The organism is Bacillus sp. IT-79MI2 (assembly GCF_949768135.1).
GTDB lineage: Bacteria > Bacillota > Bacilli > Bacillales > Bacillaceae_G > Bacillus_A > Bacillus_A pseudomycoides.
In genome coordinates this window covers 81,557-100,014 of the sequence record NZ_CATKPV010000117.1, presented here as the reverse complement: position 1 = coordinate 100,014, position 18,458 = coordinate 81,557, and the positions used below count along the sequence as shown (strand labels likewise).

General features: G+C 35.8%; 17 protein-coding genes. 6 read left to right on the top strand and 11 right to left on the bottom strand.

Translation table 11 applies throughout. The annotated features are described in order from the left end of the window. Nucleotides 1-345: 345 nt before the first annotated feature. Complete coding sequence (locus ACM6HU_RS25995; protein ID WP_016115700.1) at nt 346-1,152, bottom strand: ABC transporter permease subunit; 807 nt, start codon at nt 1,150-1,152, stop codon at nt 346-348. Further along, entirely contained in the window at nt 1,145-2,038 is an 894-nt protein-coding gene (locus ACM6HU_RS25990; RefSeq protein ID WP_016115701.1) for an ABC transporter ATP-binding protein, read from the bottom strand. Before ACM6HU_RS25990 ends, ACM6HU_RS25995 begins: the two co-directional genes overlap by 8 nt. Nucleotides 2,039-2,175: 137 nt before the next feature. Here ACM6HU_RS25990 and ACM6HU_RS25985 point away from each other — a divergent pair, with 137 nt between their 5' ends. Continuing rightward, on the top strand, nt 2,176-2,811 hold the full coding sequence (locus tag ACM6HU_RS25985; protein WP_098116703.1) for a TetR/AcrR family transcriptional regulator: 636 nt from the start codon (nt 2,176-2,178) through the stop codon (nt 2,809-2,811). A 117-nt stretch (nt 2,812-2,928) separates the two neighbouring features. Here ACM6HU_RS25985 and ACM6HU_RS25980 read toward each other — a convergent pair whose 3' ends face one another. Next, nucleotides 2,929-3,957 (bottom strand): oxidoreductase, encoded by a 1,029-nt coding sequence (locus ACM6HU_RS25980; RefSeq protein WP_016115703.1) that lies wholly within the window; start codon nt 3,955-3,957, stop codon nt 2,929-2,931. Between the two features lie 460 nt (nt 3,958-4,417). Here ACM6HU_RS25980 and ACM6HU_RS25975 point away from each other — a divergent pair, with 460 nt between their 5' ends. The 3 genes from ACM6HU_RS25975 to ACM6HU_RS25965 all read left to right on the top strand — a co-directional run bounded on the left by ACM6HU_RS25975 (nt 4,418) and on the right by ACM6HU_RS25965 (nt 5,866). Further along, the gene (locus ACM6HU_RS25975) at nt 4,418-4,858 is read left to right on the top strand and encodes a disulfide oxidoreductase (protein ID WP_016115704.1); all 441 of its coding nucleotides are present in this window, start codon (nt 4,418-4,420) and stop codon (nt 4,856-4,858) included. Beyond that, nucleotides 4,855-5,280 carry a thioredoxin family protein gene (locus ACM6HU_RS25970; RefSeq protein ID WP_016115705.1) on the top strand — a complete coding sequence of 142 codons (426 nt, stop codon included), beginning with the start codon at nt 4,855-4,857 and terminating at the stop codon, nt 5,278-5,280. Before ACM6HU_RS25975 ends, ACM6HU_RS25970 begins: the two co-directional genes overlap by 4 nt. Nucleotides 5,281-5,515: 235 nt before the next feature. Continuing rightward, nucleotides 5,516-5,866, top strand: a complete 351-nt coding sequence (locus ACM6HU_RS25965) for a hypothetical protein (protein WP_016115706.1) — start codon at nt 5,516-5,518, stop codon at nt 5,864-5,866. 43 nt (nt 5,867-5,909) lie between these two features. Here the strand turns inward: ACM6HU_RS25965 and ACM6HU_RS25960 are convergent, their stop codons facing one another. The 8 genes from ACM6HU_RS25960 to ACM6HU_RS25925 all read right to left on the bottom strand — a co-directional run bounded on the left by ACM6HU_RS25960 (nt 5,910) and on the right by ACM6HU_RS25925 (nt 17,210). Further along, complete coding sequence (locus tag ACM6HU_RS25960; protein ID WP_016115707.1) at nt 5,910-6,560, bottom strand: hypothetical protein; 651 nt, start codon at nt 6,558-6,560, stop codon at nt 5,910-5,912. A 457-nt stretch (nt 6,561-7,017) separates the two neighbouring features. After that, a complete protein-coding gene (gene parC / locus ACM6HU_RS25955) occupies nt 7,018-9,441 on the bottom strand; it encodes a DNA topoisomerase IV subunit A (RefSeq protein WP_016115708.1) in 2,424 nt (807 codons plus the stop codon). 1 nt (nt 9,442) lies between these two features. Next, a complete protein-coding gene (parE, locus tag ACM6HU_RS25950; protein ID WP_016115709.1) occupies nt 9,443-11,407 on the bottom strand; it encodes a DNA topoisomerase IV subunit B in 1,965 nt (654 codons plus the stop codon). Between the two features lie 375 nt (nt 11,408-11,782). Continuing rightward, entirely contained in the window at nt 11,783-12,196 is a 414-nt protein-coding gene (locus tag ACM6HU_RS25945; RefSeq protein ID WP_016115710.1) for a CoA-binding protein, read from the bottom strand. A gap of 72 nt (nt 12,197-12,268) precedes the next feature. Beyond that, a complete protein-coding gene (locus ACM6HU_RS25940; protein WP_016115711.1) occupies nt 12,269-13,498 on the bottom strand; it encodes a S1C family serine protease in 1,230 nt (409 codons plus the stop codon). A gap of 710 nt (nt 13,499-14,208) precedes the next feature. Further along, nucleotides 14,209-14,886 carry a response regulator transcription factor gene (locus tag ACM6HU_RS25935; RefSeq protein ID WP_003199064.1) on the bottom strand — a complete coding sequence of 226 codons (678 nt, stop codon included), beginning with the start codon at nt 14,884-14,886 and terminating at the stop codon, nt 14,209-14,211. 18 nt (nt 14,887-14,904) lie between these two features. Beyond that, nucleotides 14,905-15,357, bottom strand: coding sequence for an anaerobic ribonucleoside-triphosphate reductase activating protein (gene nrdG / locus ACM6HU_RS25930; protein ID WP_016115712.1), 453 nt, complete (start codon nt 15,355-15,357; stop codon nt 14,905-14,907). Continuing rightward, nucleotides 15,354-17,210, bottom strand: coding sequence for an anaerobic ribonucleoside triphosphate reductase (locus tag ACM6HU_RS25925; protein ID WP_016131791.1), 1,857 nt, complete (start codon nt 17,208-17,210; stop codon nt 15,354-15,356). Before ACM6HU_RS25925 ends, nrdG begins: the two co-directional genes overlap by 4 nt. A 226-nt stretch (nt 17,211-17,436) precedes the next feature. On the opposite strand from ACM6HU_RS25925, the gene plsY reads away from it, so the two are divergent. Then, complete coding sequence (gene plsY, locus ACM6HU_RS25920; protein ID WP_016131792.1) at nt 17,437-18,033, top strand: glycerol-3-phosphate 1-O-acyltransferase PlsY; 597 nt, start codon at nt 17,437-17,439, stop codon at nt 18,031-18,033. 108 nt (nt 18,034-18,141) lie between these two features. Then, a complete protein-coding gene (locus tag ACM6HU_RS25915) occupies nt 18,142-18,432 on the top strand; it encodes a HesB/YadR/YfhF family protein (protein WP_016131793.1) in 291 nt (96 codons plus the stop codon). The last annotated feature ends 26 nt before the right edge of the window (nt 18,433-18,458 follow it).

Below are 18,458 nucleotides of genomic sequence, written 5' to 3'. Positions count from 1 at the left end.
GGGCGGGCTAATAATCAATTGGGGAAGAAGAAACCCCCTACTAATTAAAGTTTCACTTTATATCTTCCAATAAAACTTTACACTTATTAGATGGTTTAGTGGGGAAAAAGGTTCATTTTTTTTATAATTTTCCAGAAATAAAAAAAGATAGTTAGTTCATAAAGGAACTAACTATCTTTTCAACTCTATTTATCCCGCATTAACGGGCAGTAATACTCCCACCTCAAAATTCGGCGAAAGCAAAGAAGTTAGGTGGGAGATAAACTGCCCGTAAAAGCCCGATTCGTTCAACTAATAATCAGTGGGGGATGAAGAAACCCCCCACTGATTAAAGTTTCACTTTATCTATAGCGGTAAATCTCTCTTTTTGAACAATACAATCGCTACTACAAAGATACAAATCGCACCAAAAGTTAATCCAATACTTACCGGCCATATGTTACATGTCCCTGCCACAATTTCTTTTGGACGAAACAACGTAAATAATGATATATTTCTCATCCATTCTAGCTTATCACTTAATTTCCCTACCATATCTAGTAAATAAAACAAAATTGTAACACTGGCAGAAAGACTAAGAGCTTTTCTTTCATCGTTACATATACAAGAGAATAAAAATGAATAGGCACTGACTACGAAAAACAACAGCCCCCCAACTAAATTCATTTTGAAGAATACTTCTTGATTTAAATTGTTATCTTTCAAGAGCCACTCTGCTCCTAATACACCAGCTCCATACGTCGCAAGTATAATAATCAGCAATCCTAGAATAAGAACTACCCCTTGTGTTATTGCAATTTTCACTCGAGATACAGGTGTTGTCAACAAATAAGCCATCGCCCCTTTATCTACATAACGAGCCATTACATGTGTAGCAACCGTTACACTAAAAATTGTCAATATAATAATAAACAACATGCTATAGTATTCACCTGCTAAAAAATCACTTACATTTTGAATCGAATTTTCCATACCAACAATCTTTTTCACACTATCTGGCATAGCATCTATCATTTCATTTAATCCTTTCGCAGATACGAGCGATGGAAATATCCAAATTAATAACCACAAATAAAGAGCCGCACCAATTGAATAACTCCATATGCTTTTTTGATTTTCTTTAAAGCTAGCTAAAAACAGCTGTTTATTCATGTTTCACACCCTCCTTCGCATCATAATAATGCATAAATAAATGTTCTAAATCCATCGCTCTTGTTTGAAGTGCTTTCACATTATACCTAGCAAGCGTTTGTAATACTTCCTGATAATTCCCCTGTACAATAACGGACGCTGTATTCCCCTTCACCGCTTCAAATTGTAAATTTTCCTTTTGTAAAGAACGCATTTCCACTTGAGATGAAACCGTTACATCCATTACCTGTCTTCTCATGCCTTGTAAATCATGAATATTTTCCACCGTTACAAGGCGCCCCTCCTTAATAATGGCTACCCGGTCACATGTCCGTTCAATTTCTGTAAAAATATGGGATGACATGAGGATTGTCTTTCCTTTTTGTTTTTCCTCTAGTATTAAATCAATAAAAGTTTGCTGCATGAGTGGATCTAATCCTGACGTTGGTTCATCCAGAATTAACACTTCTGGATCATGCATAAATGCAGCTACAATTCCTACTTTTTGTTTCATCCCTTTAGACATTTTCCGAATTGGTGTTTTCACATCAAATTGTAATCTTTCAATAAGCTCATCACGTCTCTTTACATCTTTCAATCCGCGCATACCTTGCATAAGTTTTAAAAATTCTAATCCGTTCATTCCTTCTATAAAGGAAATTTCCCCTGGTAAATAACCAACTTCCCTTTGAATTTTTGCAGCTTCGTTCCAGCAGTCTAGACCGAAAATTTCTGCATGACCAGCAGTTGGCTTTATAAATCCCATTAAATTACGAATCGTTGTTGATTTTCCTGCACCATTTGGTCCTAGATAACCAAAAACTTCACCTTCTTTTACTTGAAAGGTAATATCAAATAACCCTTTTCCATTTGGAAATTTTTTTGTTACATTTTGGACTGAAATCATTATTCCACCTCATTTTTTGAAATATTTTATGTTTTATATTTCAAAATTATTGTACTCTTCTCTATTTAAATTGGCAACAACTTTTTGAAATATTTTTATGTTCATATTTCAAATTTATTGTTTTCATCTCTACTTTCTTGTATATTTTAAATGAGGTGATTGTATTGAACGGTTTTGAAAAAGTAAAAGAAAAGAAAAAACGCGCCATTAAAGACGCTGCGTTATCATTATTTTCAGAGCGTGGATTTAATGAAATAAAAATAGAGGACATCGCAAAAAAAGCAAAAGTATCTCAAGTTACCATTTATAATCATTTTGGTAGTAAAGATGCGCTTTTCCGAGAACTTATTCAAGAATTCGCGACAACTGAGTTTCAATTCTATCAAGAGATAGCAGCTGAAAATATGCCGTTCCAAGAGATGTTGCATAAGATGATCCGACGTAAAATGGAAAGTGGTAGTTTATTTCACCCTGACATGCTGTTGCAAGTAATCCAAAAAGATCCAGAGCTTCGCGAATTTATATATCGTTACCAAAATGAAACAGTCCTGCCTTGGTTTTTAGAGATATTAGAAAATGCACAACGTAAAAATGAAATTAATCCCCATCTTTCAAAAGAAATGATATTACTATACATTCAAATGTTTAGTAAGTTCGGCGAAGATTACGGTGTACAACTCTTGGAGGACGATCGTGAAAAACATATAAAAGATATCGTTACGATGTTTTTTTATGGGCTTTCCAACCCTGAAAATGTCACTCGGGAAAATTAGATTAATAATTTGAATTGTTTATATTTCATTCGAAGAGAAAAATTATATCCCACAACAAAAATATATATTCCAATCCTAAAATCCATAAAAAAAGACACGAAATCGTGTCTTTTTAACTTATAGCGAGATAACTCTACCTGTTTCACTACTTTCAATTGCCAATTGAATAAGTTGAATCACCTGTAAACCCTCTTCAGCTGTTACAGGAGGTTGCACAACATTTACTATACTATCTCGAATTCCTTTATAATATATTTCATAGCATCCCACTTCTGTTGGAATATGCTTTACTTCTTCTTCTGTTTCTAAAACAGCAAAATTACTTTCACTATCTTCTCCATATCCTATGTCACCTGGCTTCATACCAGCTTTTAATTGGTCTTCTTGTGAATCCATACCATATTTAACAATTGAGCCTTTATCCCCATGAACACTAAAATGAGGACCTGCATGTTTCACATAACTACTACTATGTAAAATGACACGCTTGATTCCATAGTAAAGTACAATATGGAAATAATCATCCGTTTCTGCCCCAGGTCGTTGCTTTACTATATCCGCACTAACAGCATCTGGTTTTCCGAATAAATGTAATGCCTGGTCAATTAAATGCGATCCTAGATCGTATAAAATCCCCGATCCTGGTAAGTTCTTTTCACGCCAGCGATCACGTACATGAGGACGGAAGCGATCAAAATGAGCTTCATATGTACACACATTTCCAATTTGTTTTTCCTCAATTAATTTCTTTATTGTTAAAAAATCATTATCAAAACGACGGTTATGATACACACTAACAATTACATCATGCTTTTTCGCCAATGTAATAAGCTCTTCTCCTTCTTCAACTGAAACAACAAACGGTTTTTCTACAACGACATGTTTGCCATGTACAATAGCTTCTTTTACAAATGGAAAATGCGTTGTATTTGGTGACGTAATAACAACAAGATCAATATCGTCTCTCTTTACTAATTCTCCAACCGTATGAACTACCTGCGCAGTTGGTAATGCTTGTTTCACTACCTCTTCTTTCGAAGATACTATCGCACGAATATCAAATTCATCTATCGTTTGTAATAAAGGGATGTGAAATGTTGTACTAGAAAATCCAAATCCTACAATCCCTACTCCTATTTTTTTCATATATTCCCTCCACATTTGAGAACGATTTCATAGTTATTATATCAAGTTTTATTTTATTTACATAACCATTTGCTCATTCTTAGATCGGTAAAAATAAAGTAAAGCTTTAATCAGTGGGGATTTCTTCATACCCCACTGATTATTAGCCGTTACTTAAATAACAAGACAAGCTGAATTCTTATAAATGACTGTAGAGAAGAAATTTTCGTTTTGAGAGTACTATAAAACATTTGCTTGATAGGCATAGGCATTCCCCAAAAAAGTATACGCCCACTTTCAATTCATCTCACTTTATTCTTCTATAAGATTTTATAAAATTAAAATTTTCTCAATATACAAAACAAAAACATAATTTATAATAACTCTTGAGCTAACTATTTTTAAAATTTATTTTTTATCTTCTATTTTCTTAGAGGATTTATTTCATTATTTCCATCTCTAAAAAAGGAAGGGTGAAGTCATGAACAATACAGAAAAAAAACTAGAATACATATTGTTTAGTAGCTGGTCGATTTCCTTTATTGCAACCCTCGGGAGTTTGTATCTGTCTGAAATAATGAAATATGAGCCCTGTACATTATGCTGGTATCAACGTATTCTCATGTATCCACTAGTTCTTTTACTAGGAACAGCTATTATTCGGAAAGATTATAGAATTGGGATTTATAGTTTGATTCTCGCTATCATTGGCGCATGTATAGCTGCCTATCACTATTCCCTTCAAAAAATCCCATTTTTATCTGAAAACGGAACATCATGTGGAAGAATACCTTGCACAGGGGATTATTTAGATTGGTTCGGATTTATTACAATCCCATTTCTCGCTCTAATAGCCTTTCTTCTTATTATTATTTGTGGCTTTATTCTTATGAAAATAAGCAAGGAGAGAAACAGTATATGAAAAAAATGCTTTTTTTCATTATTACTATTTTATCAATATTTACACTTGTTTTTGTTCTAACCAATAAAGGAACAAAAAGTGAAAAAACCATAAGTACTGAGAAGGTAAATTATTATAAAAATCAAATTACCCCCGAACAATTGCAACAAGATCTATCAAATCACAAAACAAAAATAGTTTATTTCTACAAAACGACCTGTCCGCATTGCCAAAGGATTTCACCAATTGTAGTTCCTATGACAAAAAATATGAATATTGATATGCAAGTTTTGAATCTAGAAGAATATAAACAAGGTTGGGATATGTTTCAGATAAAAGGAACACCTACAATTATTTCTTACAAAGATGGAAAGGAAATGAATCGTATATTAGGCGAACAGTCTTTACAAACGTTTCAAACATGGTTTGAAAACAACAAATAAGCGTTTTTATTTTACCAAAAACGCTATTTTTTCAAGCTCATAACTAGAGTATTGATAAAGAAACAAACATTAGCTTTATTTTTTATTTTTAACCATACATTCTATTAATTTATAGGGGAGTAAAGGGGCTCTCCCTCATGCTTACCAATCTTGAATAAAGGATGATTTTTATTTGATAGGTATGAGGGGGATTCCCCATCTGCAATAAAATATAATTTATTAGGAGGTAACACGTATGTTTAAAAAAGTTGCATTATCAATTGCTTCAGTAGCAGTAGCAGGTTCGGTTTTATTTGCAAGTCAATCGGTAACGGAAGCTGCTTTTTATCCGGTACAAAAAACAGGTTCTGGGCTTGATCTTCGCACAACTCCAACAATAAATGGCACACGGACTGAATCAAACATTCCAGATGGCACTCAACTTTGGTTATATTGCTATGTGAATGGCGAATCTTATATGGGAAGTAAGGTTTGGGATTTTGTAGATGATAATGGCTATGGTGGTGAGTTAGATCAAGGCTTTGCTCCTGACTATTTCATTAAAACTGGTTCATCCAAACCAGTTGTTGGATACTGCGCTTTTTAATTGGAAAACACAAGAAAACAGCCTCATCAGGCTGTTTTCTTTTTTACATAGTAATCTCAGTAGTAGTTACTGTGCTCACTTCATTTTTTGTTTGCTGATCTCGTACCGCATCAGTAATTACTTTTACGGATTTAACATCATTTGGAGCTTGAGATAAGAAACAGATAAGTGTAAACTTCATTTTTTCCTTCGCATTTAAGCTTCGACTTTTTGGATCCGCATTCATTTTATATACATCTACTTGTTCACCATTACTTAAAACAAGTGTTTTAAAAGGCCCTTGTTCCAAATCAAGTACTTGATCTGAAGTATTTTCTAAAGTGGTTGTAAATTGTATTGCATTCATTTGCTCTGTACCTAGTCCTCGTTCTTTTAAGTTGTATTTCCCAATTTCACTTACTTCTGTACTCTGAATTACCTTAATTCTTTCTACTTGAATATGAAGAGACCCTGCTTCTATCATTGTATTAGGCTCACTTAATTGCTTTAGAATCACTGTTCCAAGTGGATGCTTTGCTTCTTGTCCTACTTGTGTTAATGGTTCTGTATAAGGCTTAGCTTTTACATTAGTTTCAGCTATTGGAGCTTTTTTATTATCAGATTCTACCTCTTTTTCAGAATTTGTTTGATTGGAACAAGCAGATATAAATATACATACAGATACAGTCATTAAAAAGGAATATACTTTTTTCATTTATGGACTCCTTTATTATAGAATATAGTTCATACATTTGTTACTGTTCCATAGTTCTTAAGTTATTGTAAATTAATAGTTTGAATTTTTAAATATTAAATTCAAAAATTTATGTAATTCTATATTGAGAAAATTTATGTAAAGATACTTATTTTGTACAACAGGAATTTTATAAGGTAAAACTTCCATGAATGGTGGGTTTCTTCATCCCCTACTGATGGTTAGTTGAACTAATCGGACCTTTACGGACAGTTCATCTCTCACTTCTTTGCTTTCACTGAAATTTGACGTGAGAGTGATACTGTCCGTTAATACGGGATAAATCCTAAAATTCATTAGAATAGTAATAAGCTTAAAGCTTCCAATATTTCAAAAAAAACCATGCTCTATATAATATAGAACATGGTTTTCACTAATAAAATGAGTATATTTAATTGGAATTTTTATTATCGCTTATTCATTCTATCCGTTTCTTCGTCCACGTCTCAACCACTTCACCCGTATCAGTAACATCTAGTACTAAACTACCGTTACTATACCGGTCTTTATTACGAAATGCTTTCGGATCTATTTCTTCTACAATCTGTTTTTCTGTTTTCATATAAACAAGTTCATCATCACGAACAATTTCAATACCGACAATGCGGTACGGATTACGTTTTAACTCTTTGAAGATAACCAGGCCTCGCTTCGCCCTTGTTGATTTCTCAATTTGGGAAGCTTTTAATCGCTTAACTGCACCGCGCTGCGTTACGAGAATCAATTGATCTTTTTCACTATTTAACGGTCTACCAGAAGCAACATAATCATCTTCTTTTAAATTAATCCCTTTTACCCCAGCTGCTCTTACACCAACTGGGCTTACTTCTTCTTCATTAAAAATAAGTGCATATGCACCATGTGTTGCAAGAACAATATCACTTGTTCCATCTGTTGCGAAGATATCGACAACTTCATCATCTTTTTTCAAGTTTACGGCTACAAACGCTCTTGAATAGCGCTGAACTTTATACTGATTTAATTCCGTTTTCTTAATCATACCATTTCGTGTAACAAACACAATAAATCGCTTTTCTTCCTCGAAATTCGGTACAACGGTTGCCCAAATTAATGTCTCGTCCCTATCAAGTGAAACGATATTTGCCACATGCTGCCCTAAATCTTTCCAACGAATGTCTGGCATTTCGTATACTGGAAGATAAATATAATTTCCTTTATTCGTAAATAAGAGAACTATTTCTGTTGTATTTGTATCGAAACGCTCGAGTAAGATGTCGCCCTCTTTCATACCGAAGTCTTTCCCATTCGATGCATTATGTGAGCGCCAACCGGTTCGCTTCACATAACCTTCTTTCGTTACAGTAACGATGACATCTTCCTGTGGAATCATAACTTCCACATCAATTTTAATTTCTTCAATTTCTTCTTCAATAACAGCACGGCGATTATCGCTATACGTTTTCTTTACTCTCTTTAGATCTGCTTTAATGACCTGAAGAAGCCTTTTCTCACTTTGTAAAATCGCTTGTAATTCTGTAATTTTCTTCTCTAGTTCTTCCGCTTCTTTTTCTAGTGCTGTAATATCTGTATTTGTTAAACGATACAGTTGCAAGGATACAATTGCTTCTGCCTGCGCTTCTGTGAATCCAAACTTTGCACTTAAATTATCTTTTGCATTACGCTTATCTTTAGATGCTCGAATTGTTTCAATTACCTCATCTAAAATCGATAATGCTTTCATTAAACCTGCCACAATATGTTGACGATTTTCAGCTTTTCGCAACTCATATTCTGAACGACGTGTAACAACTTCTTTTTGATGCCCAATGTACGCATCTAAAATCTTGGGTAACGTCATTAATGTTGGACGACGATTATTTATAGCCACCATATTGAAGTTATATGGAACTTGTAAATCAGTATTTTTATATAAGTAATTTAAAATACCTTCTGCGTTTGCTTCTTTTTTTAGTTCCACAACAATACGAAGACCTGTACGATCTGTCTCATCACGTACTTCCGCAATTCCATCTAGCTTTTTATCTAGACGTAGTTCATCCATTTTCTTTACAAGGTTTGCTTTATTGACTTCGTATGGAATTTCTGTAATGACAATTTGCTGTTTGCCACCGCGAATCGTTTCAACTTCCGCTTTTCCACGAATGATGATTTTCCCTTTTCCTGTTTCATATGCTTTTTTAATTCCATCAAGCCCTTGAATAATGCCACCTGTTGGGAAATCAGGTCCTTTTATAACTGTTAATAAGTCATCTACGGAACTATTCGGCTTATCGATACGCATCATTGTTGCATCAATTACTTCTCCAAGGTGATGCGGTGGAATTTCTGTTGCATATCCAGCTGAAATCCCTGTTGAACCGTTTACCAATAAATTCGGGAACATTGCTGGCAGTACGACAGGCTCTTCACTTGTATCGTCAAAGTTTGACACAAATTCTACTGTTTCTTTATCGAGATCACGTAATAATTCAGATGCGATTGGTGACAAACGTGCTTCTGTATAACGCATTGCCGCTGCCGGATCACCATCAACACTACCGTTATTTCCGTGCATCTCAACTAAAACATTACGCACTTTCCAAGTTTGACTTAAACGTACCATCGCCTCGTACACAGAAGAATCACCGTGTGGATGGTAGTTACCAATAACGTTACCGACTGTTTTCGCTGATTTACGAAACGCTTTATCATGTACGTTTCCTTCTACATACATTGAATATAAAATTCGACGTTGTACTGGTTTTAAACCATCACGCGCATCTGGTAGCGCGCGATCTTGAATAATATATTTACTATAACGTGCAAAGCGGTCACCTAACACGTCTTCAAGCGGGAGGTCATGAAACTTCTCTGCCTGCATGTTATTCCACCTCCGTCTCCATAATCATTTCATTTTCTAAAATATTACCTTCCTCTTGCATACCAAACTGTACATTACGCTCAATCCATTTCCGACGTGGCTCTACTTTGTCACCCATCAATGTTGTTACGCGGCGCTCTGCTCTAGCTGCATCATCTATTTTCACACGAATTAGCGTACGGGTTTCGGGATTCATTGTTGTTTCCCACAACTGATCCGCGTTCATTTCACCAAGACCTTTATAACGCTGCAACATATATCCTTTACCGACCTTTTTTGTTACGCCATCTAATTCTTCATCTGACCATGCATATTCAATAACTTCGCTTTTTCCTTTTCCTTTACTTACTTTGTATAAAGGTGGAAGAGCAATAAATACTTTACCAGCTTCAATTAGTGGCTTCATATAACGGTAGAAAAACGTAAGTAGTAACACTTGAATATGTGCACCATCTGTATCAGCATCAGTCATAATGACAACTTTATCATAGTTGATATCCTCGACAGCAAATTCATTTCCAACGCCGCCACCAATTGCATAAATAATCGTGTTAATTTCTTCATTCTTGAAAATATCTGCTAGCTTTGCCTTTTCCGTGTTAATTACTTTACCTCGCAGTGGCAAGACAGCTTGGAAACGGCGATCACGCCCTTGCTTTGCAGAGCCACCAGCAGAGTCACCCTCTACTAAGTATAGTTCGTTCTTCTGTGGATTACGTGATTGCGCAGGTGTTAACTTCCCACTCAACGTTCCTTCTGAACGTTTTTTCTTTTTACCAGTACGAGCTTCTTCTCTAGCCTTACGTGCTGCTTCACGGGCTTGTGCTGCTTTAATTGCTTTTTTCACAAGAAGTGTTGCTACATCTGGATTTTCTTCTAAAAAGTATGCTAAATGTTCCGAAACAATTGCATCGACAGATGAACGTCCTTCACTTGTACCAAGCTTACCTTTTGTTTGACCTTCAAATTGCAATAAATCCTCCGGTACACGTACAGAAACAATCGCCGCTAATCCTTCGCGAATATCTGTACCTTCTAGGTTCTTATCTTTTTCTTTTAGCAAAGAGACTTTACGAGCATATTCATTAAAGACACGTGTCATCGCTGTTTTAAATCCTGCCTCATGTGTCCCTCCATCTCTCGTACGTACATTGTTTACGAATGAAAGAATGTTTTCTGAATAGCCATCGTTAAATTGAAATGCAAGTTCTGCTTCAATCCCATTTTGTTCACCAGCGAAGTAAACAACTGGATGTATAGAGTCCTTTTCTTCGTTTAAGTAAGAAACAAATGCTTCAATTCCTGTTTCATAATGAAAAACATCTTCTAAATCATTTCGTTCATCTCTTATAGTGATTTTCATACCTTTTAACAGAAATGCAGATTCACGTAATCTCTCACATAACGTTTCATAATTATAATTTGTTGTACTGAAAATTGATGGATCTGGTTTAAAATGCATCGTTGTTCCAAATTGTTTTGTTTTTCCAATTTTCTCTAGTGTCGTTGCAGGAACACCACCATTTTCAAAACGTTGTTCATATATATACCCATCGCGTTTAATGGTTACAACGAGCCATTCTGATAATGCATTTACAACAGATGCACCAACACCGTGTAAACCGCCACTCGTTTTATAACCTCCTTGTCCAAACTTCCCCCCTGCATGAAGTACAGTTAAAATCACTTCAGGTGTAGGTTTTCCAAGTTTATGCATTCCCGTAGGCATCCCGCGCCCTTTATCAATAACACTAATACTATTATCTTTATGTATTACGACAGAAATTTCGTCGCCAAATCCCGCTAATGCTTCATCAACGGAGTTATCTACTATTTCGTATACTAAATGATGCAACCCACGGCTGTCCGTGCTCCCGATATACATACCCGGGCGTTTTCGAACGGCTTCAAGACCTTCAAGCACTTGAATTGCATCTTCGTTATATTGAAATTGATGCTTCGCCAAACTCCTTGCCCCTTTCCTAATCAAAGTCAGAACATATGTTTCTATTATAGAATAACGCCTTAACCATCCTTTTGGCAAGTTATGTTATGTCTTTTATATACTATTTTCAATAGAAAAATCCTTGTTTTTTCACAAGGATTCCTCTAGGCTACTATTTCAGAAAAATAATCGTTTGTCAACGAAAAATGGATATGCATTCCAATTACACACTCCACCATTTGGCAATTAACCAAATGACAATTATCCAAAATGGGATAACAAGTAGCAATCCCCAAAAACAGCCTTTAAAAAATCTCATGATGAACACCTCGTTCATCTACCCAGTCTTCAAGTATTACCCCGAGCTGAATCGATCTTTCGTTTACAATGTCTATACTACCTCGTCATTGCATGTTCTACTTTTATACAACGATCCATAATAACAGTATAGCCCTTTTCCTTTAAAAATTTATATGTATCTTCATCTTGTACTCCTAATTGTGCCCAAAAAACATCCGCATCAATCTCCACAAATTCCTTTGCAACGTCCATTAAAAATTCGGAACGACGGAATACATTTACTATATCAACATGCACCTTAATGTCTTTTAATGACGGAACAGCTTTTTCCCCCAGCACTTCATCTACGGCTGGATTTACCGGGATAATACGATACCCTGCATCCTGCATTGCTTTTGAAACCATATATGATGTACGTTCTGGTTTGTTAGATAATCCAACAACCGCAATTGTTTTACTATTTTTTAATACTTCACCAATTTCCGTACGAGTTGGGTTTTCAATTGTCATATTAACTCCCTCCTATTCTTTTAGTATAGCCGATAAAGAAAGTCTCTTTCAATACGAAAGAGACTTTCTTTATTAATTCGTAGCAGCTGAGTTATCTGCTAGTGTAGCTGTTTTTGTCATTTTTTCACCATTTCGATAGAACGTAACTTCAATTTTGTCGCCTACTTTTTTCTTTTCATACAAATATTTACGGAATTGAAGCGCATTTTCAATTTTTTGTCCATCTAACGCTACAACAACATCATATTGCTCAAGTCCCGCTTTTTCAGCTGGTGAAACGGAATAAATCTTACTTAAAATAACGCCACTTCTAACATCTTTTGGTAACTTTAATTGATCTACTGCATACGGTTGTATCTCTTCAAGAGATGCGACTCCTACTCCCATCGCTGGACGTTTTACCGTTCCATCTTTTTCAAGGGATTCCAGCACTGGTTTTGCTACATTAATTGGAATAGCAAAGCCAATTCCTTCTACTTCTTGTTGTGCAATTTTACTAGAATTAATACCGATAACTTCACCGTTTTGATTAAATAAAGCACCCCCACTGTTCCCAGGGTTAATCGCTGCATCTGTTTGAATAACTTGCGCTTGCCAATCTGCGCGTTTGTCACCATTAATATCAACTGGGATTTCGCGTTCTTTACTACTAATGATTCCTTCTGTTACACTACCGTCAAAACCTAATGGATTCCCAATCGCAATTGCTGATTCACCAGCGCGAATTTTACTGGAGTCACCAAGTGTTGCTATTTTATTAATATTAGATCCATCAATCTCTACAACTGCTAGATCTAACCATGGATCTTTCCCAACTAATTTTGCATCCACTGTTTTACCATCACTTAGTTTTACTGCCAGTTTGTTTGCTCCGTCTACTACGTGATTATTTGTTACAATGAGCGCTTTATTCCCAACTTTTTTATAAATTACACCAGATCCTGTTCCAGCTTTTTGTTCCTGCCCTGCTTGCTCCATTGCAAATGGATCTATGTTCTGTTGCATATTGATAACACCTACAACTACTTCTTTCGCCCCTTCAATCATACCAGGTAAATCTGTTTCACCCTTTACTTTATTTACAACAGGAACCACAGTTCCCTCTACTTTTGAATTAGAAGTTAATGCCGTCCCATTTCCATTTGTCCATGGCATATACGGTGCTGCAAAACTAATGGAAACAGCTCCGATAACTGCTCCAACTAGACCTGTAAAAAAGTACCCTTTTTTACTACCTGATTTTTTTACTTCTCTCGTTTCACTATGCTCTTCATTCATATTTGGTCCGTCATAATATCCCATAATTGATATCCCCTCTCTGCTGAATTCGTATTTTCAGTATAGTCACATTTTGTGTCCTTCTTGTGAACTCATCGTGAAATCCAATTAAAAAAATACTTTTTTTCATTATTGTAGACAAAAAATCTGTAATTTGTACATTTTCATCTACAAAAGAGAGTGTAAATGTACTATATTTTCAACATATAAGTTGCTGCTACGAAAAACAAAAAGAGACCTCCACTCATTTTCTCCTTCTGTTTTCACTTGGCCTGAGGCTAAAAAAGGCACTGACCGCTTCTATCCATGGGCGGATTCTCTCTTCCAACCAAAAAAGAAATCTTTTCTATCAGTTCTCCACTATATATTGATTTCACACCATTTTACTACTCGCGACTATGAAAATAAAAAGAGATCTCCACTCGTTTTCTCCCTCTGTTTTCACTCGGCATGGGGCTAAAAAAGCATTGAACCCTTCTACCCATGGGCGGATTCTCTCTTCCAACCAAAAAGGAAAGCTTTTCTATCAGTTCTCCACTATATATTGATTTCACACCATTTTACTACTCGCGACTATGAAAATAAAAAGAGATCTCCACTCGTTTTCCCCCTCTGTTTTCACTTGGCCTGGGGCTAAAAAAGGCACTGACCGCTTCTATCCATGGGCGGATTCTCTCTTCCAACCAAAAAAGAAATCTTTTCTATCGTTTTTTCTATTACATAGTATTTAAAAACTATTCCTCAAACTTATATCCAACTCGAATGACAGTCCCGATATGTTTTGCTTTGTCACCTAACTTATTCCGCAACTTTTTTATATGTGTATCTACAGTACGATCATCACCATAATAATCATATCCCCAAAGTTGATCTAATAAATGTTGGCGTGATAATACGATTCCTTTATTCTCCATTAAATAAACAAGAAGTTCAAATTCTTTATGCGTTAATATAATTTCTTCTCCGTTTACCGATACCGTGCGCGAAAGACGATTCACATCGATTCCAGCCATAGAAAGTGCATTCTCTTCTGCAACTCCTACTGCCCCATCAGCACGTTTTAATAAAGTTTTCGCCCTAGCTACTAGTACTTTTGGACTAAAAGGCTTTGTTACATATTCATCAGCCCCAAGTTCAAAACCTAACAATGTGTCATCTTCATCAGAACGTGCTGTAAGCATAATAATTGGTACCGCTGACTCTTTTCGAATGCGACGACAAACAGACCAACCATCTATCTCTGGCAACATGATGTCTAACATAATTAAATCAATTGTATGTTCAGCAAATAATTCTAATGCTTGTTTTCCATCTTCAGCTTCTATCACTTCAAAACCTTCATTGCGAAAATAATCACTAACAATTTCGCGTAGTCTTCTTTCGTCTTCAACAAGTAATACTGTTTTGTTCATCTGACCTATCCCGCCTTTTTACTCTTTCAATCGAATAATACGTTGATTGGAGCTTCCGCGAAATGGAAGTGTTAAGTCTCTTTTTTCAAGTTCAAACCTTCCATCGACCAGAACATCCCCATACTGTAACAACTCTATCATATCATTATTTTGAGAACTCTGTATCTCTTCTAATGTATAACCAGTGTAAATCCATAAGTTTTTTTTCAAAGTTTTCACCGCATTTGCTACTTTCTTCACTTCCGCAGCCTGAAAAAATGGATCTCCACCTGAAAATGTTACATCAGTAAGCGGATTTTTGGCAATCTCTTTCACAATTTCTTCTACGGTCATTTCAGTTCCATTACAAATATTCCATGACTTAGGATTATGGCATCCTAAACAACGATGCGGACAGCCCGCAAAAAACACAACTGTCCGCAATCCTTCCCCATCTACTACACTATCATGAATAATATTCATTACTCTCATTTATGTTTCACCCGATCCTCTTCTTCACTGCGCTTTGCACTATTCCATTTGGACATATCACCTACAAGATATCCCGTAATGCGACGGATTCTTTCTATTTGATTCTCGTCTTCGTTTCCACAGCTTGGACATTCATTTCCAATGACACCATGATAGCCGCAGCATTTGCAACGATCTACTGGGTGATTAATTGATCCATAGCCAACTCCATATTGCGCCATAGCCTGCACGATTTGTTTTAATGCTTTTTGATTATGAACCGCGGCCCCATCTAATTCAATATACGTAATATGTCCACCATTACAAAGCGCATGAAACGGTCCTTCTAAACGGATTTTGTCTATCGCTTGAATGTTGTAATAAACCGGAATGTGAAATGAATTCGTATAGTAGTTATGATTTGTTACACCGCTAATAACCCCAAATTCGTCTCGATCTTTTCTAACAAATTTTCCCGACAGTCCTTCTGCAGGCGTTGCAATTAAAGAGAAATTCAATTGATGTTCTTCCGTTGCCACATCCATTTTCTGTCTCATAAAGGCAACAATTTCCTGTCCAAGATTCCATGAATCTTTGTCTTCTCCATGATGTTTTCCTTTTAAAGCAACTAAACATTCTGCAAGACCAATAAATCCGATACTTAATGTTCCTTGCTTTAAAATTTCAGCGACAGAATCTTCAGGGTGCAAATTTTCTCCGCCCCGCCATACTCCTTGTGAATATAAAAAGTGAAAATCTCTTGCCTTTTTCGTACATTGGTAAGCAAATCGTTCTAGTAGTTGACGAATACCAAGATCGATATAATAATTTAAAGCTTCAAAAAATGCTTCTTTCGAGCCACTAATCAACGCTAGTTTCACTAAATTAATAGAAGTAAACGATAAATTCCCTCTTCCAATTGCAGTCTCTTCCCCATGAATATTGGACATAACACGAGTACGACAACCCATATAACATACTTCGCTTTCTGGACGCCCATCATAATGCACTGCATTAAATGGTGCATCTAAAAATGAAAAATTGGGGAATAATCGTTTTGCTGTCGTCTCTAACGCCAATTCAAATAAATCATAGTTCGGATCACTTTCTTCAAAATTCACACCTTTTTTTAGTTTAAAGATTTGAATTGGGAAAATAGGTGTTTCCCCTTTTCCTAATCCAGCTTGCGTCGCTCGTAATAATTGTTTAATTAACAATCTTCCTTCTTTCGACGTGTCCGTTCCGTAGTTAATAGAAATAAACGGAACTTGCCCACCGCCTCTACTATGCATGCTATTGGAATTATGGATAAAAGCTTCACAAGCTTGATACGTATCATTCTCTGTTTCTTTCCATGCAAACTCTTCTACTTGCTCTTTTGTTAACGGATACGTCCCTAATCTTTTCTTATTTCTCTCAAATGTTTTTCTTACATACGGTGCTAAATCAATATCAAATAACGCAAATGATTGACCACCATGCTGCATGTTTTGATTCGCTTGGAAAATAATCGAAGAAAGTGCCAATGCACTTTTAATATCTTGTGGTTGTCTCATATGTCCATGCCCAGTATGAAATCCTTTCTCAAGCATTTGCGCTAAAGGAATTTGCGAACACGTTGTCGTACCTGTCGCATAAAAATCTAAATCATGTGGGTATAATATATTTTGATTGATTGCTTTTTTCACTTGTTCAGAAAGCAACTGTTCCGTTGCATAATATTTTGCGCTCTCAGATGCGAATGTTCCCATCATTCCCATAGGAGACCGTCCATCAACATTTGCATTTTCTTGTATTAAATCTTGCTCATTCCCGTGGACTATTGTTTCAAACATCTTCACTAATTCTTCTCCACGCGCACTTTGTTTCATCATTTTTCAAACCCCCAACAACATCTTGTTTATTCACTAACAAAATGATACAACATATAGTTCTGGTGAGTCTGTGAGAAATGTAACATTCTTGTGAAAGTTTTTTTAAGAAACTTTGAATTTTTCATTTACAAAAAAGAAATGTGCTCTTTACAAATGTATGGTACAATATATGGGAAAAACTCTTTTTACCCTTTATCAACACATTTGAATAAAGGAGACTGAACTCATGCTTATTACATATCTTTTATTTATCGTTGCCTATTTACTTGGCTCGATTCCATCTGCACTTGTTGTTGGAAAAATTGGTTACGGAATCGACATTCGCGAGCATGGTAGCGGTAATTTAGGAGGAACGAATACATTTCGGACGCTAGGGAAAAAAGCAGGTTTTATCGTTACAATTGCTGACATTTTAAAGGGAACGTTAGCGACAGCTCTGCCGTTAATTTTTGCCTTAGATATCCATCCCCTTTGGTTTGGATTAGCTGCAGTTCTTGGACATGTATACCCAATCTTTGCAAAATTCCGCGGCGGAAAAGCAGTTGCAACTTCTGCTGGAGTACTCTTATGCTATGCGCCAGTTATTTTTGCAATATTAGCTGTTATCTTTTTCACCCTTCTATTTACAACGAGATACGTATCGCTTTCTTCTATGGTAACAGCTATCGTAGCTGTTATCGCATCAATTATTGACGGGGATAAAATCTTCATTGTTGCGATGTGTTTATTAGCTGGTATGGTTATTTATAGACACCGTGCAAATATTGGACGAATTATAAATAAAACTGAACCAAAAGCAAATTTGACAAAGAAACAAAAGTAAGGTTGTGACCCACATAACGCAAAAAGAAAACGCAAAGCATATTAATAGCGTCTTTTTGCGTTATTTTTTATACTAAAGAAAAAGCAACATAACTTGGAGGAACTATACATGAATCTTTCCGTAACAAAAGAAGCAGTAAATTGGTATAAAGATGAATTAAACTTACAATCTGGCGATACACTTCGCTTTTTCGTACAATATGGCGGTTGCAGTACTGTTCAAAAAGGACTTTCTTTAGGAATCCGTAAAGACGATCCTGCACATCCTGCTGTTCAAACTCAAGAAGACGGCATTACTTTCTTCGTTGAAGGTGATGATGAATGGTTCTTTGATGGACATGACTTATCCGTTACCTTTAACGACGGTGATGACTTCCCTCAATTTAATTACGAAAAATAAAAAAACGTGGCTTTTGCCACGCTTTT